Origin of the sequence: Enterobacter sp. ku-bf2 (genome assembly GCF_001742765.1) — a bacterium.
In the GTDB taxonomy this organism is placed as follows: domain Bacteria; phylum Pseudomonadota; class Gammaproteobacteria; order Enterobacterales; family Enterobacteriaceae; genus Enterobacter; species Enterobacter quasiroggenkampii.
Window position 1 is genome coordinate 52,993 of sequence record NZ_MDVW01000024.1, and the last position, 25,767, is coordinate 78,759.

General features: G+C 54.6%; 23 protein-coding genes. All 23 read right to left on the reverse strand.

Annotation, left to right across the window (positions count from 1 at the left end; all coding sequences use genetic code 11):
* Positions 1-8: 8 nt before the first annotated feature.
* Positions 9-917, reverse strand: a complete 909-nt coding sequence (gene rfbD, locus BFG58_RS22420; RefSeq protein WP_262158468.1) for a dTDP-4-dehydrorhamnose reductase — start codon at positions 915-917, stop codon at positions 9-11.
* Between the two features lie 6 nt (positions 918-923).
* Positions 924-1,796 carry a glucose-1-phosphate thymidylyltransferase RfbA gene (gene rfbA / locus BFG58_RS22425; RefSeq protein WP_069720648.1) on the reverse strand — a complete coding sequence of 291 codons (873 nt, stop codon included), beginning with the start codon at positions 1,794-1,796 and terminating at the stop codon, positions 924-926.
* A 13-nt stretch (positions 1,797-1,809) separates the two neighbouring features.
* Entirely contained in the window at positions 1,810-2,898 is a 1,089-nt protein-coding gene (rfbB, locus tag BFG58_RS22430) for a dTDP-glucose 4,6-dehydratase (protein WP_069720603.1), read from the reverse strand.
* 388 nt (positions 2,899-3,286) lie between these two features.
* Positions 3,287-4,180 (reverse strand): GalU regulator GalF, encoded by an 894-nt coding sequence (gene galF, locus BFG58_RS22435; RefSeq protein ID WP_048223999.1) that lies wholly within the window; start codon positions 4,178-4,180, stop codon positions 3,287-3,289.
* 176 nt (positions 4,181-4,356) lie between these two features.
* On the reverse strand, positions 4,357-5,748 hold the full coding sequence (gene wcaM, locus BFG58_RS22440) for a colanic acid biosynthesis protein WcaM (protein WP_069720604.1): 1,392 nt from the start codon (positions 5,746-5,748) through the stop codon (positions 4,357-4,359).
* Positions 5,749-5,760: 12 nt separating this feature from the next.
* Positions 5,761-6,981: a colanic acid biosynthesis glycosyltransferase WcaL gene (gene wcaL, locus BFG58_RS22445; RefSeq protein WP_069720605.1), complete on the reverse strand. Its 1,221-nt coding sequence runs from the start codon at positions 6,979-6,981 to the stop codon at positions 5,761-5,763.
* Positions 6,978-8,258: a colanic acid biosynthesis pyruvyl transferase WcaK gene (gene wcaK, locus BFG58_RS22450; RefSeq protein WP_045908618.1), complete on the reverse strand. Its 1,281-nt coding sequence runs from the start codon at positions 8,256-8,258 to the stop codon at positions 6,978-6,980. The genes wcaL and wcaK overlap by 4 nt, the downstream gene beginning before the upstream one ends.
* A 17-nt stretch (positions 8,259-8,275) precedes the next feature.
* Positions 8,276-9,754 (reverse strand): colanic acid undecaprenyl disphosphate flippase WzxC, encoded by a 1,479-nt coding sequence (gene wzxC, locus BFG58_RS22455; RefSeq protein ID WP_069720606.1) that lies wholly within the window; start codon positions 9,752-9,754, stop codon positions 8,276-8,278.
* A gap of 1 nt (position 9,755) precedes the next feature.
* Entirely contained in the window at positions 9,756-11,150 is a 1,395-nt protein-coding gene (gene wcaJ / locus BFG58_RS22460; protein ID WP_048030843.1) for an undecaprenyl-phosphate glucose phosphotransferase, read from the reverse strand.
* Between the two features lie 46 nt (positions 11,151-11,196).
* Positions 11,197-12,567, reverse strand: a complete 1,371-nt coding sequence (gene cpsG / locus BFG58_RS22465; RefSeq protein ID WP_069720607.1) for a colanic acid biosynthesis phosphomannomutase CpsG — start codon at positions 12,565-12,567, stop codon at positions 11,197-11,199.
* Between the two features lie 111 nt (positions 12,568-12,678).
* Entirely contained in the window at positions 12,679-14,115 is a 1,437-nt protein-coding gene (gene cpsB, locus BFG58_RS22470; protein WP_045908620.1) for a mannose-1-phosphate guanyltransferase, read from the reverse strand.
* A 3-nt stretch (positions 14,116-14,118) separates the two neighbouring features.
* Complete coding sequence (wcaI, locus tag BFG58_RS22475) at positions 14,119-15,342, reverse strand: colanic acid biosynthesis fucosyltransferase WcaI (protein WP_069720608.1); 1,224 nt, start codon at positions 15,340-15,342, stop codon at positions 14,119-14,121.
* The gene (locus tag BFG58_RS22480; RefSeq protein WP_045418617.1) at positions 15,339-15,818 is read right to left on the reverse strand and encodes a GDP-mannose mannosyl hydrolase; all 480 of its coding nucleotides are present in this window, start codon (positions 15,816-15,818) and stop codon (positions 15,339-15,341) included. The genes wcaI and BFG58_RS22480 overlap by 4 nt, the downstream gene beginning before the upstream one ends.
* A 2-nt stretch (positions 15,819-15,820) precedes the next feature.
* A complete protein-coding gene (locus BFG58_RS22485; RefSeq protein WP_069720609.1) occupies positions 15,821-16,786 on the reverse strand; it encodes a GDP-L-fucose synthase in 966 nt (321 codons plus the stop codon).
* A 2-nt stretch (positions 16,787-16,788) separates the two neighbouring features.
* Positions 16,789-17,910, reverse strand: coding sequence for a GDP-mannose 4,6-dehydratase (gene gmd / locus BFG58_RS22490; RefSeq protein WP_069720610.1), 1,122 nt, complete (start codon positions 17,908-17,910; stop codon positions 16,789-16,791).
* 24 nt (positions 17,911-17,934) lie between these two features.
* Complete coding sequence (gene wcaF, locus BFG58_RS22495; protein ID WP_069720611.1) at positions 17,935-18,483, reverse strand: colanic acid biosynthesis acetyltransferase WcaF; 549 nt, start codon at positions 18,481-18,483, stop codon at positions 17,935-17,937.
* Between the two features lie 15 nt (positions 18,484-18,498).
* Entirely contained in the window at positions 18,499-19,245 is a 747-nt protein-coding gene (gene wcaE, locus BFG58_RS22500) for a colanic acid biosynthesis glycosyltransferase WcaE (RefSeq protein WP_069720612.1), read from the reverse strand.
* A gap of 16 nt (positions 19,246-19,261) precedes the next feature.
* Complete coding sequence (gene wcaD, locus BFG58_RS22505; protein ID WP_045908624.1) at positions 19,262-20,482, reverse strand: colanic acid polymerase WcaD; 1,221 nt, start codon at positions 20,480-20,482, stop codon at positions 19,262-19,264.
* Positions 20,457-21,674, reverse strand: coding sequence for a colanic acid biosynthesis glycosyltransferase WcaC (gene wcaC, locus BFG58_RS22510; RefSeq protein ID WP_045908625.1), 1,218 nt, complete (start codon positions 21,672-21,674; stop codon positions 20,457-20,459). The genes wcaD and wcaC overlap by 26 nt, the downstream gene beginning before the upstream one ends.
* Positions 21,671-22,162 (reverse strand): colanic acid biosynthesis acetyltransferase WcaB, encoded by a 492-nt coding sequence (gene wcaB / locus BFG58_RS22515; protein WP_039025009.1) that lies wholly within the window; start codon positions 22,160-22,162, stop codon positions 21,671-21,673. The genes wcaC and wcaB overlap by 4 nt, the downstream gene beginning before the upstream one ends.
* Complete coding sequence (gene wcaA, locus BFG58_RS22520; protein WP_045908626.1) at positions 22,162-23,004, reverse strand: colanic acid biosynthesis glycosyltransferase WcaA; 843 nt, start codon at positions 23,002-23,004, stop codon at positions 22,162-22,164. The genes wcaB and wcaA overlap by 1 nt, the downstream gene beginning before the upstream one ends.
* 149 nt (positions 23,005-23,153) lie before the next feature.
* Positions 23,154-25,316 (reverse strand): tyrosine-protein kinase Wzc, encoded by a 2,163-nt coding sequence (wzc, locus tag BFG58_RS22525; RefSeq protein WP_048028312.1) that lies wholly within the window; start codon positions 25,314-25,316, stop codon positions 23,154-23,156.
* 2 nt (positions 25,317-25,318) lie between these two features.
* Positions 25,319-25,762, reverse strand: coding sequence for a low molecular weight protein-tyrosine-phosphatase Wzb (wzb, locus tag BFG58_RS22530; protein ID WP_045908628.1), 444 nt, complete (start codon positions 25,760-25,762; stop codon positions 25,319-25,321).
* Positions 25,763-25,767 lie beyond the last annotated feature (5 nt).

Consider the following 25,767-nt stretch of genomic DNA (forward strand, 5'->3'; position numbering starts at 1 on the left):
ATGCCTGATTACTTTCCTAAAATCTCAGTAACGACACGCTCCACCCCAACCTTCCAGTGCGGTAAAACAACATCAAAAGTACTCTGGAACTTTTCATTAGAAAGTCGAGAGTTAGACGGGCGTTTTGCCGGTGTCGGATAGGATGAAGTCGTCACCCCTTCAACTTTATTAATTTTCAGTAATTCGCCTTTTTGGCTGGCAAGCTCAAAAACAAATTGCGCATATTCATGCCAGTTTGTTTCACCACTCGCGACCAGATGATAAGTACCGTAGAGCGATTTATTATGCATCGAGTTACGAATAGCAATCGCGGTGCAATCCGCTAACAATTCGGCACCTGTCGGCGCACCAAATTGGTCATTTATAATTGATAATTGTTCCTTCTCTTTGGCGAGACGTAACATTGTCTTGATGAAATTGGCTCCACGAGTTGCATAAACCCAACTTGTTCGAAAAATAAAATGTTTCGGGTTATGTGCGGCAACTGCAATTTCACCAGCCAGTTTCGTTTCACCATAAACGTTTAACGGATTTGCTTGTTCATTCTCCTGGCGATAGTGAGTACCCTCACCATTGAAAACATAGTCTGTTGAATAATGAATCAATAATGCGCCAAGTTTTGCCGACTCTTTTGCGATAGTCTCAACACTTTCAGCGTTAAGTATTCTGGCAAGCTCTTTTTCACTTTCCGCTTTATCCACTGCTGTATGGGCCGCCGCATTGACTACCACGTCAGGCTGAACCGTTCGGATAGTCTCAGCTATGCCGTGCGTATCTGTTAAATCGCCGCACAGATCTTTATCATAAAAATCGACAGCAATCAGTTCCCCCAAAATCGAGAGAGACCGCTGTAGCTCCCAGCCAACCTGGCCATTTTTTCCAATCAGCAAAATTTTCATGGTGTTCTCATCAGCCAGATTAAATTATACTTTTTCGCCGATCAGCATTTGCAGATAGCGACCATAATCGGTCTTCGATAGTTTTTTTATCTGCTCCGCTACCTGCTCTGAGCTCAACCATCCCTTGCGGAACGCAATCTCTTCCAGGCAGGCCACCTTCATACCCTGACGCTTTTCAATGGTATGAATAAACTGTGACGCTTCCACCAGGCTGTCATGGGTACCGGTATCCAGCCAGGCAAATCCGCGCCCTAATAGCTCAACCTGCAGATTCCCCTGCTCAAGATACATCTGGTTAAGCGTGGTAATTTCAAGCTCGCCGCGTGCTGATGGTTTTACCTGTTTTGCCATCTCTACGACATGCTTATCATAGAAATAGAGCCCGGTGACCGCCCAGTTTGATTTGGGTTTTAACGGTTTCTCTTCGATAGACAACGCTTTATAGTTCTCATCAAATTCCACGACGCCAAAGCGTTCTGGATCCTGCACCTGATAACCAAAGACCATCGCTCCGCTGGTCATTTGCGATGCCGCTTCCAGTTTCTTACCGAAGCTCTGACCGAAATAGATGTTATCTCCCAGCACCAGGGCACAAGGCTCATTGTTGATGAACTCTTCACCAATGATGAATGCCTGTGCCAGGCCATCTGGAGAGGGCTGAACGGCGTATGATAAGCTTATGCCAAACTGCGCCCCGTCACCCAACAAGCGTTTAAACGCGGGCATATCCTCGGGAGTGGTAATCACCAAAATCTCACGGATGCCAGCCAGCATCAGTACAGAAATGGGGTAAAAAATCATTGGCTTATCATAAACAGGAAGCAACTGCTTAGACACACCTTGCGTAATCGGATAGAGACGGGTTCCGGAACCACCAGCAAGTACAATACCTTTCATCATAATTTCCTTTTTATTCTGCCAGTCCCAGACGTTCGCCCGCATAGGAGCCATCCATTACACGCTTCCACCAGCTTTCGTTTTTCAAATACCACTCAACCGTTTTACGAATACCTGACTCAAAGGTTTCCTGAGGCACCCATCCCAGATCGTTTTTAATTTTGCTGGCATCAATGGCGTAGCGCAGGTCGTGTCCCGGGCGGTCGGTTACATAGGTAATCAGATCGGCGTAATGGGTAATGCCTGCCGGTTTATCGGCAATGATTTCGTCCAGAATGGCGCAGATTGTTTTCACGACGTCGATGTTTTTACGCTCGTTATGACCACCGATGTTATAGGTTTCGCCAATCGTTCCTTCAGTCACCACTTTGTAAAGCGCGCGAGCATGATCTTCAACGAACAACCAGTCGCGAATTTGCTCGCCATTGCCATACACCGGCAGTGGTTTACCTGCCAGAGCGTTAAGGATAATGAGCGGGATTAGTTTTTCCGGGAAATGATACGGGCCATAGTTATTTGAGCAGTTGGTCACCAGCGTCGGCAGGCCGTAGGTACGGCGCCACGCACGCACTAAATGATCGCTGGACGCTTTAGAAGAGGAGTAGGGGCTGCTTGGGGAATATGGCGTGGTCTCGGTGAAGAGCGGCAGATCGCTACCGGCCGGCAGTTCATCGGGATGCGGCAGATCGCCGTACACTTCATCCGTAGAAATATGATGGAAACGAAACGCCGACTTGCGCGCGTCGTCCAGTTGCGACCAGTACTGACGCGCCGCTTCGAGCAGAACATAGGTACCGATAATGTTGGTTTCGATAAAGGCCGCAGGCCCCGTGATGGAACGGTCAACATGGCTTTCAGCTGCAAGATGCATTACCGCATCCGGCTGATGTTGCGCGAAAATGCGCGCCATGGCGCTACCGTCACAGATGTCTGCTCGCTCAAAGGCATAACGGGGATTATTTTCGATTTCTGCCAGCGATTCCAGATTACCTGCGTAGGTTAATTTATCAACGTTAACCACTGAATCGTTGGTGTTATTAATAATATGACGTACAACAGCAGATCCAATAAAACCTGCACCACCAGTGACGAGTATTTTCACAAGACTATTCCGTATTGCTTCGCAATGTTAAATTTCAAACTTCACTTCTGAGGAGTCAGCAAAGGCATGCTGAATTCTGAACACGCTACCGCCCCTGGCTCTCCAGCTACCAGTGTACTGAAAACAATAACAATGTTAACTGTTCCAAGTGCGAGAACAGAGGCCTGATTTTACCGAGGTAGGCACAAAATGCTAATCCGCTATTCTCCCCTTAAACAGTCCTGAAAACAAGGAAAAATCTCTGTCAAAACCAGGAAGCAACAGTCCGGATAGCCTCATTTTACCTATTGATATTCTTAAAAAAAAAAGGTAGCAAGAGCGATTGCTTAAGCTGTAAACAGCCCATATACGCTCATTGCCACCCATTTATGTTAAACAATCTTGCGACTTATTCTGTCAGTAATTTCTCAATTCTCTTGCGGAACTTCGCCCCTTCCTTCAGGTTACGCAGCCCATAGTTCACAAACGCCTGCATATAGCCCATCTTCTTACCGCAGTCATAGCTCTCACCGGTCATCAGCATCGCATCGACAGACTGCTTCTTCGCCAGCTCAGCAATCGCGTCGGTGAGCTGAATACGGTCCCAGGCGCCTGGCTCGGTTTTTTCCAGCTCGGCCCAGATATCCGCGTTCAGAACATACCGGCCCACCGCCATCAGGTCAGAGTCCAGCGTCTGCGGCTGATCCGGTTTTTCGATGAACTCAACGATGCGGCTAACCTGCCCTTCCGTCTCCAGCGCTTCTTTGGTCTGAATTACGGAATACTCGGAGAGATCGCCTTTCATGCGCTTCGCCAGCACCTGGCTACGGCCCGTTTCGTTGAAACGTGCCACCATTGCCGCCAGGTTGTAGCGCAGCGGATCGGCAGACGCGTTATCAATAATGATATCCGGCAGCACAACGATGAAGGGGTTGTCACCCACAACCGGACGGGCACAAAGAATAGAGTGTCCCAGACCCAGCGGCTGCGCCTGACGCACGTTCATGATGGTCACGCCCGGCGGACAAATAGACTGCACTTCCGCCAGCAGCTGACGCTTAACGCGCTGCTCAAGCAACGCTTCGAGTTCGTAAGAGGTGTCGAAGTGGTTTTCTACCGCATTCTTGGACGAGTGCGTAACCAGGACGATTTCTTTGATCCCTGCAGCAACAATCTCGTCGACAATGTACTGAATCATTGGCTTATCGACGATCGGCAGCATCTCTTTAGGAATGGCTTTTGTGGCTGGCAGCATATGCATGCCCAGGCCTGCTACCGGAATGACTGCTTTCAAATTAATCATTATTTCTTCCACCTTAAAATGGTTGACGAATTATAGCTCTAAAACCTGTTTTCGCCAGCATGATTTGCCGTAATCCTGAAGCAATGTTACGCCTTAGCATTACATATTTCAGTAGTTGTAATCTGATTCGATCGCGCTTTTATGCCAGGAATAGTCTTAAAACAAATTATTATCGATTACCTGTGCGGAAGCGCAAAGTTCAGCCTTTCCACATTCACCACCTGCTGGTCGACACGGTCAATATCCACCGAGCTTTGCCCCTTCTCATTAACGGCTTTTATGTTCGCCAACGACAGCAGCGTCTCGTCTTTCGCCATGAATTTTCCTCGCACATCCTTGCGCAGGTCGAAGTTAATCTTCAGGGCAGCCCCCACGGCAGCTTCCTGCATCACATTGATATTGCGTAAAAAAAGATGCTGCGGCTTGTTGTGTAATTCAAGCGTAGCACGCTGCATATCCACGTTGGTAATCGCCACAAACGAGGTCGCGTTACCGGATGAAATCTGTATTCCGCGCAATTTATACGCAAGCTGGCGGTTATCGAGGTGAATATTATTGAGCTTAAAGTTCTGCGGGATGGACAAATAATCGCCTTTTATGACCCCATAGCCGATTAACATTCCCGCGCTGTTGACCATGTCGACATTATCAATAATGAAATTATCACAGCCATAAATGGCCACCGTGGCGTTGTCTATTCCTGCCTTTTTACTGAAGTCAGGGGTGATATTTTTGGCCTTAATATTACGGATAACAAAGTGTTTCCCGTTTTCCACGTGCACCAACTGACGACAGTTACTGCCGGTGATGTTGGCCACCACGAAGTTCTTAACGGTTTGCTTTTCCGGGTAGTCGTTGTCGTAGGTGCTGCCGGCGAGGCCAATGCCGATGCCCCAGTTGATCTTGCCGTTGGTGCAGTTGATGTTATCGATGACATGGTCGGAAATCAGGATATTGCGATCGTTGATAGCGACGTTCCACTCGATCGCATCCCCCTGCAGATGGCTAAATTTGCTGTTGGTGATGCGGGCGCCGTCCACCTGGTTGTGGAAACCCTGGCGCAGGATGGCGTAGTTGGCCTGACTCACGCTGATGTTATCAATCAGCAAATTGCGCATCACGCTGGGTTTCTTACCGCCGATGTAGATCTGCGTTACAGGGCCAAAACCGCTCATGGCCAGCCCTTTAATTACGCAGTCGGAGCCACGTACATCGAGAGTGATATTCTCTGTCCGTCCCTCGCCTTCCCCTATCACTTTGCTGCCTTCCTGCAGAACAAAGCGGCCGCGGCCATTGCCGGTTAACGCCCCGCGGATCAGCAGCGTTTTACCGTCGGGAATGAAAATACCCGTGTTGATGTTTTCACAGGTCAGCCCGGCAGGGACAACGACGGTGTCCCCGTCATTAAACGCCTGCTTAAAGGCCGCGATCCAGTCGTTGTTATTGTACTGTTTAACAGAGACCGTTCTTCCGCTCGCCGCCCGCGCAATGCGGGACGACAGCAGCGGCGTGGCCGCCAGAACGGACAAAGACGAGACAAAGGTGCGTCGGGTAATCTTTTTCAGCATACATCCTCGGCATTACAACGTTTGCAGCAGGCTGGCTAACTGACGGTTAATCACCTGCTGGTTAAAATCGGCTTCAACTTTTTGTCGGGCATTGTGCAGCACAGGCTCCAGCGCCTGTTGGTCGATATCGCTGAAGGCAGCTAGCCGATCGGCGAGCGCCATGGCATTATTCTCCGGCACCAGCCAGCCGGAATGGTCAGACTTAATCAGCTCCGGGATCCCGCTGTGCAGGGTCGAGACCACCGGGATCCCCACGGCCATTGCCTCCATCAGCGCCACCGGAATGCCTTCCATATCGCCATCGGCCCCCGTTACGGAAGGCAGCAGAAATACATCTGCCTCATCAAGCATGGCCTTGACCTCGTGGCTCGGCTTGAAGCCCGGCATCTCTACGACATCTTCCAGCTGATACTGTTCGATCAGCGTGCGCAGACGACGCTCCCACGGCCCAATCCCGAGAATGCGGTAGTGGAAATCCACCCCACGCGCTTTCAGCTGGCGGCAGGCTTCAATCGCCACATGCAGCCCTTTCTTCTCGGTCAGACGCGCGACGGAGATGATCTGCAGCGGTTTGCCCGGCACTTTCACCGGACGGCGGGTAAAGCGCGTTAAATCCACGCCCATGCGCGAAACGGCAATTTTCTCTCCCGGGCAGCCCATGTTTTTCAGGCGTCCGGCCCACAGTTCGCTGATCGGCAGCATCATGTCGCCACGCCGGAAAAGCTGCTGGTATTCCGGCGTGTAGTGGTTCAGCACTTCGCGGCTGGAGATGTCGATACCGTGGAAGATAGTCGCAATTTTACCGTCAATTACGCCCAGTTCGCGCAGCTTCGCGGCGGTTACGCCTGCCGGGCCAAAGTGGGCAATAAACACGTCGGCACGATACGGCTGCGCCGTTTGCCCGCAGATGGCCGACAGGATCAGATTGCGTGATTCTGATCCATAGCGGGAGACATTCAGCGCCCGCCACGTCGACGCGCGATGGAGCCCACGTAAGGTCTGGCTGGCGCGGTGGCGCAACTTACTCAGCTTCCCGGACGGCTCATCCTGCAGCCAGCGGGTTTTTGCCTCCAGCCCATACTGGGTATACGCCGCATGGGTATTTTGGGTATCGCCCTTTTGCAGGGCGATAATCTCCACGTCATATCCCATATCGATAAACGCGGTGATTTGGTTCAGAACAAACGTTTCGGACGACAGTGGAAATTTCAGTAAGAAGAAACCAACCTTCATTTCCCCTCCCGTACGCGATCGAGTACCGATTTCACCATTCCAATGCCCTTCTCGCGCTCGGCTTTCACCGCCACCGCCAGACGTTCATTGATAGCAGGCAGTTGGCCAAGCGTGTCCCCCACCATGGCGCCGAGCGATCCGTCCAGCAGGTGACGAATATCCACCGCCATTTCCGGCATACCGAGCTGCTGCATAATCCCGGCGGACTTGTGCTCATAGTTAATGGCAATGGCCGGCGTGCCAAAGTTCATGGAGATAATGGCCGAGTGCAGACGGGTGCCCACTGTCAGGTCGCAGGCGGAGAGCAGCTTGCCCATCTCCAGGTCGTTCAGTTCATCCATCACCACGTGATAACGTGATGGGTCATTGACCAGGTTGCGCAGGTTCAGCGCCACCATGCGGTCATCTTTGTTGTAGCTGTCGATACCGGTACAGGTGGACAGCGCCAGCACCTGGTACCCGCTGTCCAGCACGCGGTTCACCACGTCGGCGAACGCTTGCTCATACGCCGCCTGCGTCGTGCCTAAACGTTTATCGAAGGGCGCCAGCTCGCGCAGGGTAATCGCGACGGTTTTCTGTTTCGCCGCCACGTCGAGCCAGTGCTGCACCGCATAGCTCGGCTGGAAGCTGTCGTCCTGGTGATCCACCAGCCAGGCGGTATCCACGCCGTGCTCAACTTTTGACGTGTCAATCTCGCTGCGCTTCATCATCTCAAGGCTGACCGACTCGCGCAGGATCAGCGCGTCGCAGTGGCCGAAGACATAGTTTGCGAGCTGGTTAAACTGCGGATCCTGGAAAGGCCCCACGCTGTGGCCAATCATAAATAGCGGCTTTTTCGCCATGAACGTGCAGAGCGCATGCTCAAACTGCGGCACGCCGTAGAGATCGACGAAGAATGAACCGCCGACCTGGATAATGGCGTCATAGCCGGACAGCAGACGAACAAAGTCAGTGAAGCCCTGCGCGATGGCGATGTTGCGCAGCTTGCCGGTATCGGTCACCCGGGAAAGCAGCACCTGATGCTGGTAGCGACGACGCAGCACTTTTTTCACGCGGCCCATCACGCCCGCGGCGTTGTTGTGCTGTTTCATCTGGCTATAAAGCGGGTCGCCCATCACCGGGCGGTTCAGTAACCAGGATGAGCTGACCGGATAACGGCTCATCACGTCCACTTCGGTCTCAGGCTTAAGGGTGTTAATCGCATCCAGTAAACCGCGCAGGATGGCGCTGTCGCCACGGTTGCCGCAGGTATGGTTGCCAAGAATTAATAATTTCATAATGGCCTCTTAAAGAACTAGCCTGCGCGAAGCAGCGTTTTCATTTTTTCGTTACGGCAAAACTGGCGCTTCATCTCAACGACCAGCGCATTGCGAGAAAGTACGATCATCACGACGAAGGCCAGCGCCCCCGCGGCAACCTGCACCGCCAGCAGCGCGGCCAGCGGCAGATGGCCGCTGAGGATCGCGCCCAGACCGTAGCTCACCGCCAGGGTCGGCAATGAGAGATAGAACGGCAGCCACAGGCTCAGGATGTACTGACGGTAGCTTGAGCCCAGCACGGGTTTAATCATGATGAAGTAGCTCAGGACGGTATTGACGATCTGCACCAGCAGGAAGCCCAGCGTCACGCCAATGGCGCCCGCCATGTGCCCGCCGACGATAATTGCCGGAATAAACAGGAAGGTTTTGAACACGTTGAATTTAAAGCTGATGTCCACGCGCGCTTTTGCCATCAGCAGGGACCCAATCGGGTTCCCCACGGAGCGCAGCAGCCCTACCACGCATAGCAGCTGAAGGATCGGGATAATACCGTTCCACTTCTCGCCAAACACCAGCGGCACGAAGTTGCTGGACACCACCATCAGCCCCAGCAGCACCGGGAAGTTGATAATCCCCACCACCGAAAGCAGCTTGTAAAAGTTAACGCGCAGCTTTTCGGTGTCGTCCTGAATCTTGGCAAACGCCGGGAACAGCACGCGGGTGATTATCGGGTTCAGCTTCATCGGCGGCACCACCGCGACGTTGTAGGCCAGGTTGTAGCCCCCCGCCACGCTCGCACCGAGAATACGTGCCAGCACCAGCGTCGAGAGGTTGGTGTTCACGTAGTTGATAATGCTGTCCGCCGTCAGCCACGCGCCAAAGCGCAGGTTGGACGAGACGGATGCAAGAGAGAAATGCAGTCCCGGACGGTAAATTTTACGCCCAAAGTAGCCGAACAGCAGCGTACGCACGGCAGAGTTCACCAGGTAACCGAGGATGGCGGTCATCGCCAGCGGCCAAAAATGGGCGCTCACGACGGTAAAGGTAAAGCCCGCCAGCACGGCGCTGGTCTCGATAATACCGATCTTATTGAACTCCAGCTCTTTCTGCATCAGCGCGCGGAACTGCTGCCCGTGGGGGATCACCACGAACGCAAACGACAGCGTGCGCATCAACGGGGCGAGATCCGGGTTGTGCAGCACGCTGGCGATGGTGTCGCTCAGCAGGAACACCAGCACAAACACGAAAATCCCCAGCCCCACGTTCAGCCAGTAGAGCGTGGTCAGCTCAAGATGGCTGATCTCTTTGCGCTGGATAATCGAGTTGGCGATACCAAAGTCAGACAGCGTATCGGCCAGCGCGATGATCACCAGCGAGACGGTCAGCAGACCGAACTGGTGATTATCGATAATGCGCGCCAGCACCGTCATCTGCACCAGGCCGAGGCCAATGATGACGATGGTCGCCATCGCTGACCACTTGGCGCCGCTGATGGTTTTTTCACGTAAGCTCATCTTAGTACGCCGCTTTGTTCACGAAACCTTTGAAGATGGTCAGAAAAACAATCTTGATATCGAACCAGAGGCTCCACTCACGGATGTACTCCAGATCGAACTCGATGCGTTTTTCCATTTTTTCCAGCGTGTCGGTTTCGCCGCGCCAGCCGTTGATTTGCGCCCAGCCGGTGATGCCCGGCTTCACCTTATGGCGCAACATGTAGCCTTCAATCAGCGAGCGGTACTGCTCGTTATGCGCCACCGCGTGCGGACGCGGGCCAACAATCGACATCCCGCCGGTAAAGACGTTGATAAACTGTGGCAGTTCATCCAGCGAGGTGCGGCGCAGGAAGTTCCCGACGCGGGTGACGCGCGGATCGTTCTGCGTGGCCTGGGTCACGACCTTGTCGTTCTCCATCACCTTCATGGAGCGGAATTTCCACACCATAATCGGCTTACCGTCCATGCCGTAGCGGGTCTGACGGAAGATAACCGGTCCTGGTGAGCTCAGCTTCACCGCGAGGGCAATGCAGCACAGCACCGGAGAGATGAGCAGAAGAATCAGCGAAGAGAGCACGATATCTTCCAGACGCTTCAGCACGCGGTTAATACCGGACAGCGGTGTGTCGTACAGCGGTACGACCGGCACGCCGTTCACCTCTTCAATACGCGAATGAAGGATGTTGAAGGTAAACACGTCCGGGATCAGGAGCACTGAACAGGTCGTATCCGCCAGTTCGCGCATCAACTGCTTAATGCGGGAGTCGTCTTTCATCTGCATGGCGATGTAGACGTTGTGAATTTTGCCGGCCTTGGCATCGTCAATCAGCTGTTCGTAGTTGCCCGCCCAGTCTGCAGGCACGCCGCCAGGCTTCGCGTCGTGATAAATCCCGACCACTTCAAAGCCTAACCACGGCTCTTTGCGGAAGCTGTCGAGCAGCACCCTGCCGACGGGCAGATCGCCTGCTACCGCCACGAAGCGACGATTATAGCCACGGTTGCGCAGCCAGCCTGCGCCAAAGCGGATCAGGGAGCGGCACACTACCATGCCGACGCTGCTCAAAAGATACCAGCAGAGATAGGTCACGAGGCGATTATCAAAATCATGGCTGAACGCCACCAGGCCTGCGCTGAAGATCAGGCTCAGGGTCCAGTTCTGCAGCAACAGCATCAGTTCGGTGGTCATTTTGACGCCGCGCCACGAGCGGTAGAAATCGGTCATTCCGCCGATCATCTGAAACACGACCAGCGCAATCAGGGCCATCAGAAGATGCATATATAAGAACGGCAGCCCGCTGATCCGACACACCGCCCACAATCCACCGACCATGATGGTGATATCAGAAAAACGCTGCACCATAGAGATTAACGATGCATTCGTTCTCGCTCGTTCGCGTTTTTTTAGATTCGTCATCGTTGTTCCTGTATTCGGTTCCCCCTCCCACCGGGAGGGGCAGTTATTACTGATTCAACAGCGCCAGAATGTCCTTCGTTCGGGCTTCCATCAGCGCGGTGTCCGCACGGGACTCCACGTTCAGGCGCACCACCGGCTCGGTGTTGGACGAGCGCAGGTTAAAGCGCCACTGCGGGAACGCCATGCTGATGCCGTCGGTACGGTCAATTTCCAGCGCGTGAATGGCAAAGTGCTGCTCCACGCGGGCAATCGCCTCGGCCGGCTGCGCCAGCTTGCTGTTGATCTCCCCGCTCGCCGGGAACGCCGCCATACGGTCGCGCACCAGCTCGCCCAGGGGCTGCCCCTTCAGGCACAGCAGTTCGGTGACCAGCAGCCACGGGATCATTCCGCTGTCGCAGTAGGCAAAGTCCCGGAAGTAGTGGTGGGCGCTCATCTCGCCGCCGTAGATGGCGTCTTCTTCGCGCATGCGCTCCTTGATGAAGGCGTGGCCGGTTTTGGACATCACCGGCGTGCCGCCTGCGGCAGACACCACGTCGACGGTGTTCCAGGACAGGCGCGGGTCATGAATGATTTTCGCGCCCGGGTTTTTCTCGAGGAACGCTTCTGCCAGCAGGCCGACAATGTAGTAGCCCTCGATGAACTGCCCTTTCTCGTCGAACAGGAAGCAGCGGTCGAAATCACCGTCAAAGGCGATACCCATGTCCGCGCCGTGCTCAATCACCGCGTTACGAGTATCGTCGCGGCACTCCGGCAGCAGCGGGTTAGGAATACCGTTCGGGAAGTTGCCGTCCGGGGTGTTGTGCACTTTCACGAAGGTCACCGGCACGTTCAGCGCCTTAAAGCGCGCTTCAAGGGCATCGACAACCGGGCCGGCCGCGCCGTTACCGGAGTTAATCACCAGCTTCAGCGGCTTAAGGTTCGCCACGTTGATGTAGCCCAGCAGGTGGTCGATGTACTCTTTCTGCAGGTTGATTTTTTTGTAGCTGCCGCGCTTCGCCTCGTTCACCGGCGGGAAATCGTTGGCTTCCGCCAGGCGCTGCACGTCGCGCAGGCCGGTGTCGCCGCTAATCGGGCGGGCACCCTTGCGCACCAGCTTCATGCCGTTGTAGTCCATCGGGTTGTGGCTGGCCGTCACTTCAATACCGCCGTCCACGCCCAGGTGGAAGGTGGCAAAGTAAATCTCTTCGGTTCCGGAAAGACCGATGTCCAGCACGTCCACGCCCGCATCCTGCAGCCCTTTCGCCAGAGCCAGCTTCAGGGAAACGCTTGTCAGACGCACGTCGCCGCCCAGCACGATGGTCTGCGGTTTTAAATATTCGCCGTACGCACGACCAATGCGCCACGCAATGTCTTCATTCAGCTCTTCGCCCAGCTTGCCGCGAATATCGTAGGCTTTAAAACAGGTTAATTTTTCCATGATGACCCCTTTTTCAGGCAACAGTCGGTCCTGACCACTCAATGGCCAAATTGATTTTTTTGTCATTCGTAGGCCCGGTAAGCGCAGCGCCACCGGGCATGATACTGAGGGCTACACCCGTCCGTAGCGGTCCTGGAAGCGCACGATATCGTCCTCTTCCAGATACGAACCGGAGCGCACCTCAATTAAATCGAGAGGAATTTTCCCCGGGTTCTCCAGACAGTGCGTCGCCCCCAGCGGAATATAAATGGACTCGTTTTCACCCAGCAGTTTGACTTCACCGTCGATCGTGACTTTGGCGGTACCCGCGACCACCACCCAGTGCTCGGCGCGGTGATGGTGCATCTGCACCGACAGCCCTTCGCCCGGCTTCACGGTGATGCGTTTCACCTGATAACGATCACCTGCGTCAATAGAGTCATATTTCCCCCACGGACGGTAGACTTCGCGATGAATGTGGTGCTCGTGACGGCCATCTGCCTTGATCTTCTCCACCACTTTTTTAACGTCCTGCACGGCGTTACGGTCGGCAATCAGCACCGCGTCTTTGGTCTGGACCACCACCAGATCTTTCACCCCGACCGTGGTGACCAGGCCAGACTCGGCGTAGACGTAGCTGTTTTCCGTTTTGTGGCTAATGACATCACCGTGATGGACGTTACCCTCCGGGGTATGGGCGCTGATCTCCCACAGGGAGGACCAGGAGCCGACATCGCTCCAGCCCGCATCCATCGGCACCACAACGGCATCTGCCGTGCGTTCCATCACCGCATAGTCAATGGACTCTTCCGGACAGGCGAGGAAGGCTTCTTCATCCACGCGGATGAAGTCGAGATCCGGGTCCACTACCGCCATCGCTTTCTCGCAGGCTTGCAGAATATCCGGACGATATTTGCTCAGCTCTTCCAGATAGCGTCCGGCGCGGAACAGGAACATCCCACTGTTCCAGTAATATTCCCCGCTGGCGACATACGCCTGCGCGGTTTCAAGATTTGGTTTTTCAACGAACTGCGCCACGTCAAACGCCACGCTGTCGCCTTCACCCGGCGTCACGTTGCCGCGACGGATGTAGCCATAGCCGGTTTCCGGCAGATCCGGCACGATACCGAAGGTCACCAGCTTGCCGCTCTCAGCGTAAGGAATGGCCGCACGCACTGCGTCACGGAAGGCCTCTTCCTGCTGGATCACGTGGTCTGCCGCCAGCACCAGCATCAGCGGGTCACAGTCCGGGCTGCTGCGTTTTGCCGCCAGCGCCGCCAGGGCGATAGCCGGTGCGGTATTGCGTCCGGCAGGCTCCAGGATGATATTTTCTGTGAGTTTGTTCAGCTGGCGCAGCTGCTCAGCAACGATAAAGCGGTGCTGTTCGTTACAGATCACCACCGGGCTTTCACACTCCACGCCGTGGAGACGGTTTACCGTCGTCTGCAGCATGGTGAGATCCCCTTTAAGGCAGAGGAACTGTTTTGGATAGAGCACGCGGGACAGCGGCCACAACCGGCTACCAGAGCCACCAGCCATCACAACCGGATACAAAGTGGTTTGACTCATGATTTATCCCCGTATATCTGCAATAAATTGGCTCAGCACGTTCTCTTTCTCGAGCGTGCGTTCGGCATATTCACGTGCCACCGTGTTCATTTTTGGCATGGCAAGTGCCTGTTCAATGCCGGTGACCAGCGCCGGGACCGATTCCGGCTCTACGCACACGGCAATCCCCGGATAGCTGTCACACAGCTGGCCTAATTCAGTTTCGGCTTCGGCCGTAATCACCGCGTTACCGCCCACTGCCAGAATGTTGGTCAGCTTGGACGGCAGCACCGCATCCGCCGCGCCGCGCTTTTGCACCACCAGATGGCAGTCGCCCATCTTCAGCAGCGCAGGCAATGCCTCGTAAGACTGAAGCGGGAAGAATTTCACGTTGGACAGGCCGCGTTCGCTGACCATTTTTTCCAGCCGCGCTTTTCCACCCCCCTGCCCGACAATCACAAACATCCATGGATGTTCGTTCAGCAGTTGAGCCGCCTCGATCACGCTCTCCAGCCCCTGCTTTTCGCCGATGTTGCCTGAGTAAAGAATGATTTTTTGATCTTCAGGCAAACCGAGATGCGCGCGCAGCGCCTGAGCGTCTTGCTCAGTCACGTCGCGAAAACGCGCCACTTCGGACCAGTTCGGGAAGAAGATCACCTTCTCCGCCGGGACGCCTTTCTCTTGCGCCTTGTTCATCATCGAGCGCGAGATCGTTGAGACGTAATCCACGTTGTGTAAGCCACTGCGCTCAAACGCGCTGGCGAGCTTCGCCACCTTGCCGCCTTTGCTTTTGCCTGCCATCCCCAGGCCCAGCATGGCGTCAACTTCATAATCCTGAATGTGCAGCAGGGTGCGCGCGCCGGAGAGTTTGCCCAGCAGACGCATGCCCGGCGTGCAAAACAGCGTCGGCACCACGCCGATGATGCGATCCGGCTTCCAGCGACGCTGCGCCATCAGCGGGAAGAAACTACTCAGAGCAAAGCTGCCGAGATGAATCAACCGTTTAAGCGTTGAGGGCTGCTTAGGCACATACAGCGGGCAGCGCCAGACGGTCGCTGCACCCTCTTCGCGACGGTAGCGCCAGCTTGAGTAGCGCTCCCCCACTTTCCATTCCGGGTAGTACGGCGGCGCGGTAATGACCCGCACGTCATGTCCCTGGCTCGCCATCCACTCGACCATCTCGCCGGTGTATTTCCCGATACCGGTTAGCTCCGGCGAGTAGTTGATTCCGTATACGAGGATCTTCATAAGCCCGGCACCCCGGACTGACGTTCAGCGAGGAAATAGGCGCGACTGTTGTCATGCACATTGTCGCTCGCCAGCAGCGCCTCTGGCGTCTGCCAGCGGTAGTCGTCGTGCTGAGAATCAGGCAGACGCAGGTCTGCCTCACTCACCTTCAGGCGGAACCCCAGCACGATGTAGTGCGTGGTGAACCCGGTGCCTGAAAAGTTATCGTCATAGAAGTGCTGCCAGACCCCGTAAAACTGGCCCGCTGCCATCGGCAGCTGCAGACCCAGTTCCGCCAGAGTGAGACGCTCAAACGCATCGGTAAGCGTCTCATCCTTTTGCACGCGCCCACCGGGCACGAACCAGAAGCCCTGCGCAGGACGGTTGGTTCGTTTCCCCAGCAAGAACTCGCCGCGTTCGTTCTCCACGATCAAATCAATCGAGATGAGCGGAGTGGAACGCACTACCGTGGCAAAATCTTCCTGACTTAAAAACATCATTACCCCCGGAAGCGGTGCTGGTTTTCCAGGAACCACTGATAGGTGCTTGCCAACCCCTGCTCCAGTGACACCTCGTGATACCAACCCAACTGATGCAGACGGGTCACGTCCAGCAGTTTGCGCGGCGTGCCGTCCGGTTTCGTGGCATCAAACACCACGCGGCCTTTGTAGCCCACCACCTGCGCGATGGTCTGCGCCAGCTCGCGAATCGTGCAGTCCACGCCGGTGCCCACGTTGATGTGCGACAGCATCGGCTCGGTGTTCTCCTGCCACACTTCGCGATCCAGTTCCATCACGTGAATGCTGGCCGCAGCCATGTCGTCCACGTGCAGGAATTCACGCATCGGCGTACCGCTGCCCCACACCACCACATCCGGCGCGTTCTCGGCGGTTGCCTCGTGGAAACGACGCAGCAGCGCCGGGATCACGTGCGAGTTGCTCGGGTGGAAGTTGTCGTGCGGTCCGTACAGGTTGGTCGGCATCACCGAGCGATAGTCTCGGTTGTACTGACGGTTGTAGGACTCGCACAGCTTGATCCCGGCAATTTTGGCAATCGCGTACGGCTCGTTGGTGGCTTCCAGGGTACCCTGCAGCAGCTCGCTTTCGGCGATCGGCTGTTTCGCCATTTTCGGGTAAATACAGGATGAGCCGAGGAACAGCAGCTTGTTCACGTTGTGCAGATGCGCCGCGTGAATGATGTTGCTCTCAATCATCATGTTTTCGTAGATGAAATCCGCCGGGTAGGTGTTGTTGGCAACAATGCCGCCCACCTTCGCCGCCGCCAGATACACCTGGTCAATGCGTTCGTTAGCAAAGAAGTCCTGTACCGCACGGCTGTCGAGCAGGTTAAGCTCGTCGCGCGGGCGGACAACCACTTCGACGTCACCGCGCTGTTCAAGCTGGCGAACAATCGCGGAACCCACCATTCCGCGATGACCGGCGACAAAAATACGTTGTTTTGTCATTCTCAGGACTCCAGCGCGATGGCAACCTCGTAGCCATGAGACTTGAGCAGGGAGTGTTTTTTCGCTGCTTCAAGATCTTTGGCTACCATCTCGGAAACCATCTCCTGCAGAGTGGTTTCTGGTTTCCAGCCCAGCTTCTCGTGCGCTTTGGTTGGGTCGCCCAGCAGGGTTTCCACTTCAGCAGGACGGAAGTAGCGCGGGTCAACCTGCACAATCACGTCGCCTGGCTTCACGCCCGGTGCGTCATGGCCGGTCACGGAAACCACGATGCCCTTCTCTTCCACGTCGGTGCCTTCGAAGCGCAGCTTGATGCCCAGCTGCGCGGCAGCCATTTCAACGAACTGACGAACGGAGTACTGCACGCCGGTGGCGATCACGAAGTCTTCTGGCTGTTCCTGCTGCAGCATCATCCACTGCATTTTCACGTAGTCTTTGGCATGGCCCCAGTCACGCAGGGAGTCCATGTTGCCGAGGTGCAGGCACGATTCCAGACCCTGCGCGATGTTGGCGATAGCGCGGGTGATTTTGCGGGTCACGAAGGTTTCGCCGCGACGTGGAGATTCGTGGTTGAACAGAATGCCGTTACAGGCGTACATGCCGTAGGATTCACGGTAGTTCACGGTGATCCAGTAAGCGTACAGTTTCGCTACGGCGTACGGAGAGCGCGGATAGAATGGCGTGGTCTCTTTCTGTGGAATTTCCTGCACCAGACCGTACAGCTCAGAGGTGGATGCCTGGTAGAAACGGGTTTTCTTCTCAAGGCCGAGGAAGCGAATCGCTTCCAGCAGACGCAGCGTACCCATGGCGTCCACGTCAGCGGTGTATTCCGGAGACTCGAAGGAGACCGCAACGTGGCTCATCGCGCCCAGGTTGTAGACTTCATCCGGCTGCACTTCCTGCAGGATACGGGTCAGGTTGGAGGTATCGGTCAGGTCGCCGTAGTGCAGGTGGAATTTCGGGTTCGCCGCGTGAGGATCCTGATAAATATGATCGACACGTTCGGTGTTGAAAGAAGACGCACGACGTTTAATACCGTGTACTTCATAACCTTTTTCCAGCAGTAACTCTGCCAGGTAAGAACCATCCTGCCCGGTAACGCCGGTGATGAGAGCGACTTTAGACATGTTTATATTCCTCTACTTATGAATTTAATCAGTTTCAACGCGTTCGCGTATCACCACTGCGGGGTTGCCACGGCAAACTTTATTTGCCGGTAGCGATTTAAAAACGCTGCTGCGGGCACCAACGACCGTGCCATCGCCAACAGAAACACCCGGTGCAACAAAAACATCCGTTGCCAGCCAGCATTTTTCGCCAATCACAATAGGCGAAGCGGTAATATCAAAATGCTGACTCATAAAGTCATGGCTGCCGGTGCACAAATAACATTTCTGTGAAACCACCGAATTTGCGCCAATCGTAATCTCGCCCAGGGTATATAACACCGCGTCATCCCCTACCCAGGCGCAATCCCCAAGCGTTAATTTCCAGGGGTAGGTAATTTTCACCGAGGGCCGAATGACTACGTTTTTTCCTATTTTTGCGCCAAACAGACGCAATAAAAATGCTCGCCAGCGGTACAGTATTTGTGGTGACCAGGCAAATAAGGTGGCCTGAACGGCCCACCATAACTGCACTTTAATACCGCCCGCCCCCCGAAAACCTTTCGGCACGGAGAAACCCTTCAGATCCTGCATTACGTTTCCTTATATTCAGGCTTTGTTATATAAGGCTTTCGTTTTACTCGTGGTGCGCACGCGTAAAAAATAAGATAATTCCGCCCAGAACCCCGGCACGCGTAATATTTTACGCTGCACGTTTTTGGCATCCTGGCACAATTCCAGATTATTCGAGGTTGACACGCCACCCATTGAAAATTCAGATACCAGCCCTTTAATTCGGCGGAACGTGTAACCTGACTTATAGAGACTGGCGGCCAGCGCATAATCGGAAGACACTTTATACTGCAAATCGTAAGGCTGTTTTTTCAGACCTTTTACCGGAAAGAAAATGGCCTGATGGCTGGCGGGTAAACTGTGATAGATATACCAGCCCGGCTTCGCGCTGCGGCACACTTTATGTCCGTCGCCAAAATCGAGCAGCGCATCGCCAATATACATGGCGTCCTCTTTCTGGCGCGCCAGTTGACGGGCAAACAGCGCCACGTCATCATGGAAAATATCACCCGAATTCAGAAAGATGGCATAACGGCCCTGCGCCATATTGATGCCTTTGTTCATCGCATCGTAAATGCCTTTATCTTTCTCGCTGATGTAACGTAAGTTGAACTCACCGTTGAGTTTTTCCAGAAACTCCGCCGTGCCATCGTTCGAGCCGCCGTCGACCACAATCCACTCAAAGGTGAGGCTTGGATCGCGCGCCAGGTTGCGCAGCGAGCGCCAGGTTTTTACCACCCCTTCGTAATTACGAAAAGCGACAGTAATGACGCTAAGAAACATAAATCACCTCATTTCGTCATACGTTCGTAATATTAAGCGCTTTGCGCAGAATAAACGGACAGACAATCAAGAAAGCATATTCCGGACTAAATATTGACCCGGTAAAAAACAGCGACACCGGCGTAAACAGATAAAGCTGCACGCGAAAGTTCTGGTTATCCCCGAACGCGTTAATCATCATTTTGAAAACTTTAAACAGATACCACAGCGTCAACAGTACAGCGAACCACGAAAAATAAATAATTAACAGATACAGACCATTGTCTATCGTTTTACCGACATCCGCACCGTTAAAGATTCCGAATGATGCAACATATTCGTAAAGTGAGCCGAATCTTACTACACCATCTATATGGGTTAAGGAATAACCCACCATCACCAGCGGTCCAATGATGCGATAATAGGACGATGAGCCTTCTGTTCCCAAATCACCCAGTCGTTCTGAGATGTATGGGAAGGCAAATATCACGCCCACCATAAATACCGTCAGGGAGATAATCGCCAGCGGCAGTTTTTTCTTAATCGCATCTTTGTTCAGGTACTGAAACGCCCATTCCAGCAGGTAAAACAGGATAAATGTCATTACCCCTGAGAACGATCCAGACAGAACGATTCCTGCAAGAATCATAGCATCGGTCTTAGGCGTTTTGATACCAAACTGTTTGATGCTGAGCCAAATTGAGATTAACGCCAAAGCGAAAAACGCCGGTTCAAAATAGAGGGCCGTGGTACGCTTCCCGCCGAACTTGATGAAGTTCAAAACATAGCTGTTGCTGTAAATGAGATATTTCGAAATTATCTCCATCAGACTACTGCCGCCGGTAAGAATAATTTGCGCCATCTCCATGGCAGCAAGCATAACAATTAACGCAACGGCAATATAAAAGAACCTGAGGATTTTCCGATAATTGTGCGGAGAAATCGTTTTGAAGCGAATACTCCAGACCATTCCGATAATAATAACGATATAAACAAACAGCATGGTCGAGGTGACGTATTTACTGGCATCCAGCGACTGGCCAAAGATGTAGTTGAACAGCGTCAGGCCCGTACCCAACCCTAAGGCAATCATCAGCTTCTTCAGGTTGATTTTATCGACATACAGCAGAAGCAGAACGGGCAAGAAGGTGACGATGGTTATCGGAAAGCTTTCGCCGAGCTGGGCAATTTTGACGTTGACCAGCAGATAGATCAGCGGCAGCAGCAGATAACTACAGATTCTGATAGAACGAGACATACTCCTCCAGCATCTGTTGTCCACTGTAGGCCTTGCGGCTGCGGTTGCGGAACGATTCCAGGTCAGTGCCAAAAACAGCCTGAGCGATCTGCGCCTTCGGCAGTTGCACCAGCGGCAGGACCTCCTGCTCGGCAAAAGTTTTCCCGCCGGATTTTTCCAGCACTTCGCGTGCCGCATCGCTGTGGGTGGCAATCACCGGCACGCCGATGGAGAGCGCTTCACAGAGGATCAGCGGGTAGTTATCCACGCGGGAGCTGAATACCAGCGCATCCATTTCATTCAGCGCGCTCATCAGCTTGCGCTTATCGGTTTCAAACCCGTGGTTCACCACGTTAGCCCCTTCGAACGGTGAAAATTTGCCGAAGGTATGGAGCTCAATTTTGTCACCCAGTGCCATCATGTCGCGCACCAGCTGCTGGTTGGTTTTCCCGTCGTAACGCAGGTCATGCGCAACGATAGCGATTTTCGGTTTGCCCGCGGTTTCTGCCACCGGCGTCAGCTCGGCGAGAATGGCTTCCGTCGCCACGTCGATGCCGTTGTTAATAATCTGGCAGCGCCCTGCCCCGTACAGACTGTTGAAGGCATCGGCCACGTGCTGGCTCGGGGAGATAAACGTACAGCCGAGCGAGAGCATGTCGCGGAAAAGCTGGCGCTTGCCGGCCACCAGCGTGTGCGCGCGATCCACCTTCACCGGCGGATAATTGCTCAGCGTCGGGCATTTCTGGCAGTTGTTTTTCCAGCCTTCGCAGCCGTCGGTAAACGCGCAACGGCCGGTTACGCTCCAGTGATCGTGTAGCGTCCAGACGAAGCGGGTGTCGGGCTTGTGGGCCTGCACCTTCTGACAGAACGCCACTACCTCTTCCAGATTTAGCCAGTAGCTGTGCAGCACGTGAAAATGCAGCACAACCGGGCCGGTAGTGCGGGTCACCGTGCGATAAAGCGTATTCAGGTTGCCAAACAGATCGCGGTTAAACAGACGGAACAACGCGATATTGGCAATCGAGGTCAGGCGCGGCGTGTGCTTGTGCACCTGCGGGAAGTTATCGTGACTGACGCTTTTCTTGCCGCCCTTGCCATAGCCGTAAATAAAACGAGACTGAAGTCCTTTTTGCAGCGCGCGCTGGTGCAGATCCAGCGCCACCCCTGCCGCTCCGCCTTCTGCGAGGCGTACGTTAAATTGCAGAATATTCATTTAATCACCTTCACGCGGGCTTTTTCTCCCACCACCAGCGCGTTATCCGGAATGGTGTCCAGCACCACGCTGCCCGCACCAATCGTGACGTTGTTACCAATCGTAATGTCACCAATGATCACCACGTTCGCGCCCAGCTCGACGTTATTGCCAATGACCGGGCAGGCCAGGCTGTCTGGCCCACGGTTGCCAATGGTCACCCCATGGCGGATGGTGAAATCATCCCCGGCGACCACGAACTTGTTGATCACCACCGCATAGCCGTGGTGGATGGTAAAGCGGCGGCCAATGGTGGCCGCGGCCTGAATTTCATAGCCAAAAAAGCATTCGGTGATGATGCGATACAGCACCAGCACGGGTGCCGCCCAGATGTTGTTCAGGACATTTTTCTTACGCCACACCGAGCAAAAATGCGCGATGCGGTACGCCAGAACCATGCAGCACGGACGCAGGCTCCAGCTGTTAGCGCGGCAATCTTCCAGAAACATTATTTCCCCCGAAGTCCATCAGCCAGGCGCTTGCCGTTACGAACGGACAACAGCGTGAGCAGCGTGCGCCAGTTCATGCGCTTATTGCGGATCTGATAGAGGGTAAAGAGCTGATATTTACGGCTGGCACGGTCAAACTTGTCCTTGTGCTTGCGGTAAAAATGGAAGTAACCCGAGAATTTTTTCGGCGAGGAGGTAATCTGCATCTCCCCGTGATTGATGTGCAGGATCTGCGTGGCCTCTTCGACCTTCCACGGTTCGCCGTATTCCACCACCATCCGGAGAAAAATATCGTAATCCTGCGCGGCCTTCAGTTCGGTATCGAACAGGCACTCTTTAAAGCGCCACGCCCAGGTGAAGACCTGGTTACCAATGATGTTGCGCTTGTAGAACAGGCGTCGAGAGTACGGTGATTTCGGATAGAGCGGCAGGCTGGCAGGCTGCGAGTACACCTCGCCCTGACAGACATAGTCGTTGGCATACAGGAACGCGTGCGTGACCAGCTGCTCTTTATGCGACAGGAAGACAGACAGGCGGTTCGGCGTCCATTCGTCGTCGTCGTCGATGCCGGTCAGATACTGCCCTTTGGCCTGCATAATCGCCTGGTTACGCACAGCACAGGCACCGGAGTTAATGGCGTTATGTGTATAAACCACCCGCGGGTCGTTGAGGTCAGTCACAAATTTTTGCAGCTGTTCATACGAGGAAGAGCAGTCATCCACGATGATCAGCTCCCAGTTATCGTAATCCTGACGTAACACCGACTTGATTGCGCGGATCGCCAGCTGCTGACGATTCCATGTCGGCATATAGATAGAAATCAAAGGGCGTTGTGTGGTCATTTTTTCCCCTCACCCCGGCCCTCTCCCCAAAGGGGAGAGGGTGAAAGGCAGCCAGTGGTTATCATTACGTTCGTCCCCCAAATCCAGCACCGAACAGTCCCCTCTCCCCTTTGGGGAGAGGGTTAGGGTGAGGGGTGTGGGGGGTTTTGTTATTTACTGTCAGACTTATATTCGTACTCGTAATAGCCATAATCCTGATAGCCGGTCGCGCGACGGAAGATGGAGTTCAGGATCACCCCTTTTACCTCAATCCCGTTCTGCTCGAAGCGGCTCAGGCTGGTTTCCACCTCTTTCAGGGTGTTCACCGCGTAACGCGCCACCATCAACGTGGTACCCGCATGGCGGCCAACAACGGCCGCGTCGGTCACGGCCAGAATCGGCGGCGTATCGATCAGCACCAGGTCGTAGTTTTTGCTCGCCCACTCCACCAGTTCGCTAAAGCGCTCGCTCATCAGCAGCTCGGACGGGTTAGGCGGCACCTGCCCACGAGGGATCAGGTCAAATTTCGGCACCGTAGTGGGCTTCGCGCTCTGGCTGATATCACCTTTGCCAAGCAGGATTTCCGACAGACCGTTAACGTTGTTGGTACCCAGCAGTTCGTGGGTGTAGCCTTTGCGCATATCGCAGTCGATCAGCAGCACACGCTTGTTGGTCTGGCTGACCACCGCCGCCAGGTTGGCGCAGACAAAGGTTTTACCGATTGACGGGCTGACGCCGGTTAACATCAGGACGTTATTTTTAGCCTGCATCATGGCGAAGTGCAGACTGGTGCGCAGGCTGCGGATCGCTTCGATAGCGAGGTCGGTTGGGTTACCCACCGCCAGCAGCTGGCTCTGTTTGTAACGCTTAACGCCTTTGATGGTTTTGACGCTGTCACGGGATTTTTGCCACTCAGACAGCGGAATGCTGGCATAGACGTTGATACCGTTTTCTTCCAGCACCTGCGGGCTTTCGATACCGCGGTTGAACAGCGAACGCAGCAGCACGCCAACGATGGAGAGCATCAGGCCGAGAATAATGCTGCCGAGAATGATCAGCGCTTTCTTCGGCTTCAGCACGCCAGGCTGGGTAATGGCCGGGTCGACGATGCGCACGTCACCCACGGTGCTTGCCTCGGTGATTTTCAGCTCCTGCTGCTTGTTCAGCAGCTGCATATAGACCTGCTGTCCGGACTCCACGTCGCGGGTCAGACGCACGATCTCCTGCTGAGTTTTCGGCATCGCGGTCACGCGGTCATTGAGCTTCGCCTTCTCCTCTTCCAGCGTGCGGCGTTTTTCCAGCAGGGTGCGGTAGGCCGGGTGGCGTTTGGTGTAAAGCTTGGAAATCTCCGCCTCTTTGAAGGTCAGCTCGTTAAGCTGCGCATCAATATTGACCATCGAATCGAGGACAGACTTTGCCTCCAGCGGCAGGTCAACGGAGTCTTTATCCTGACGGTAGGCGTTCAGCTTGTTCTCGGCATCATCCAGACGGCCGCGTACTTCCGGGAGCTGTTTCGCGAGGAAGGCCAGGCTTTTCGCCGCTTCAGCCGACTTACGCTCGACGTTCTGCTCAAGATAGTTGCGGGTAATGCTGTTCAGGATGTCGCGGATCTGATCCTTATCTTCACCGGTAAAGGTCATGCTCAGCACGCCGGTATCCTTACCGTTTTCGGTGACGGTCAGGTTGTTCTGCAGATTGTTGATCATCCCCAGCGTGGAGAATTTCGTGACGGTGAATTCACCGCCCTCCTGGGCATTGATCGCGCTGACCATCATGCTGACGCCATCTTTGGTGAGCATCTGCCCCACTTCACCGCGCGCGCTAAAGCCCGCGTCGCTGGTCAGCTGGTACTGTTTCGGGCCAAGCACCGTCAGGGTAAAGGTCTGATCGGCTGCCCCTTTTGGCAGCACAAAGTCAGTGACCTTGACCGTGTCGTTGTTTCTGCCCATCAACCGATCCCAGCCCGCACCAAAGATCGGGAAGGTATTTTTGGTGACGGAGATATCAAGCCCAAGGTCATGGACCGTTTTACCCAGTACCAGACGTGACTGGATGAGCTGAATTTCAGCGTCGGAGGCCGGCGGCTTGTTCGCCAGCGCAGAGCCAATGTCCTGCACCAGCGAGTTGCCGGTATTCTGCTCGATCTGCACCAGCGCATCGGCGCTGTAGATAGGGGTGGCAAACAGCGTGTAGACGACGGCCGCAGCGGCAAACACGGCGGTAATGCCCAGCACCCACCACTTTGCCTCGACAACAGTGCCGACCAGGCGTCCAATATCAATTTCATCACTGCCCGAAGTCGGGGCGGCAGAAGGTCTTGTTTTTTCGGTCATTGTTATCCCTGCTGAGCTTTCAGTGCCTGCGCCCACTGTTGGGCAGACTGGTCAAGTAAGGTGTAAACCGCCTCAAAGGCCTCATGGCTTTTGCGGTAGGGATCGGGGATTTCACGTTCATTGTCCCAGTGTCCAAACAGCATCACCTTACCGCGCATCTCCGGAGCGATATCGCACAGCGCATGAATATGGCGTTTTTCCATCGCCAGAATCAGGTCATACTCGCGGCACATGCGGCCAGTGACCTGGCGGGCAACATGCCCGTCGAGAGAGAGGTGATGATCCCGCGCCACGATCGTTGCGCGCTCATCGGCACCTTTACCGACCAGTGCACCCAGCCCTGCCGAATCAACGGTCAGTTCGGGCTGGTAGTGTTTCAACAACCGTTCAGCCGTAGGGGAACGGCAAATGTTCCCCACGCATACCACCAGAATTTTGTTAAACATCGCGG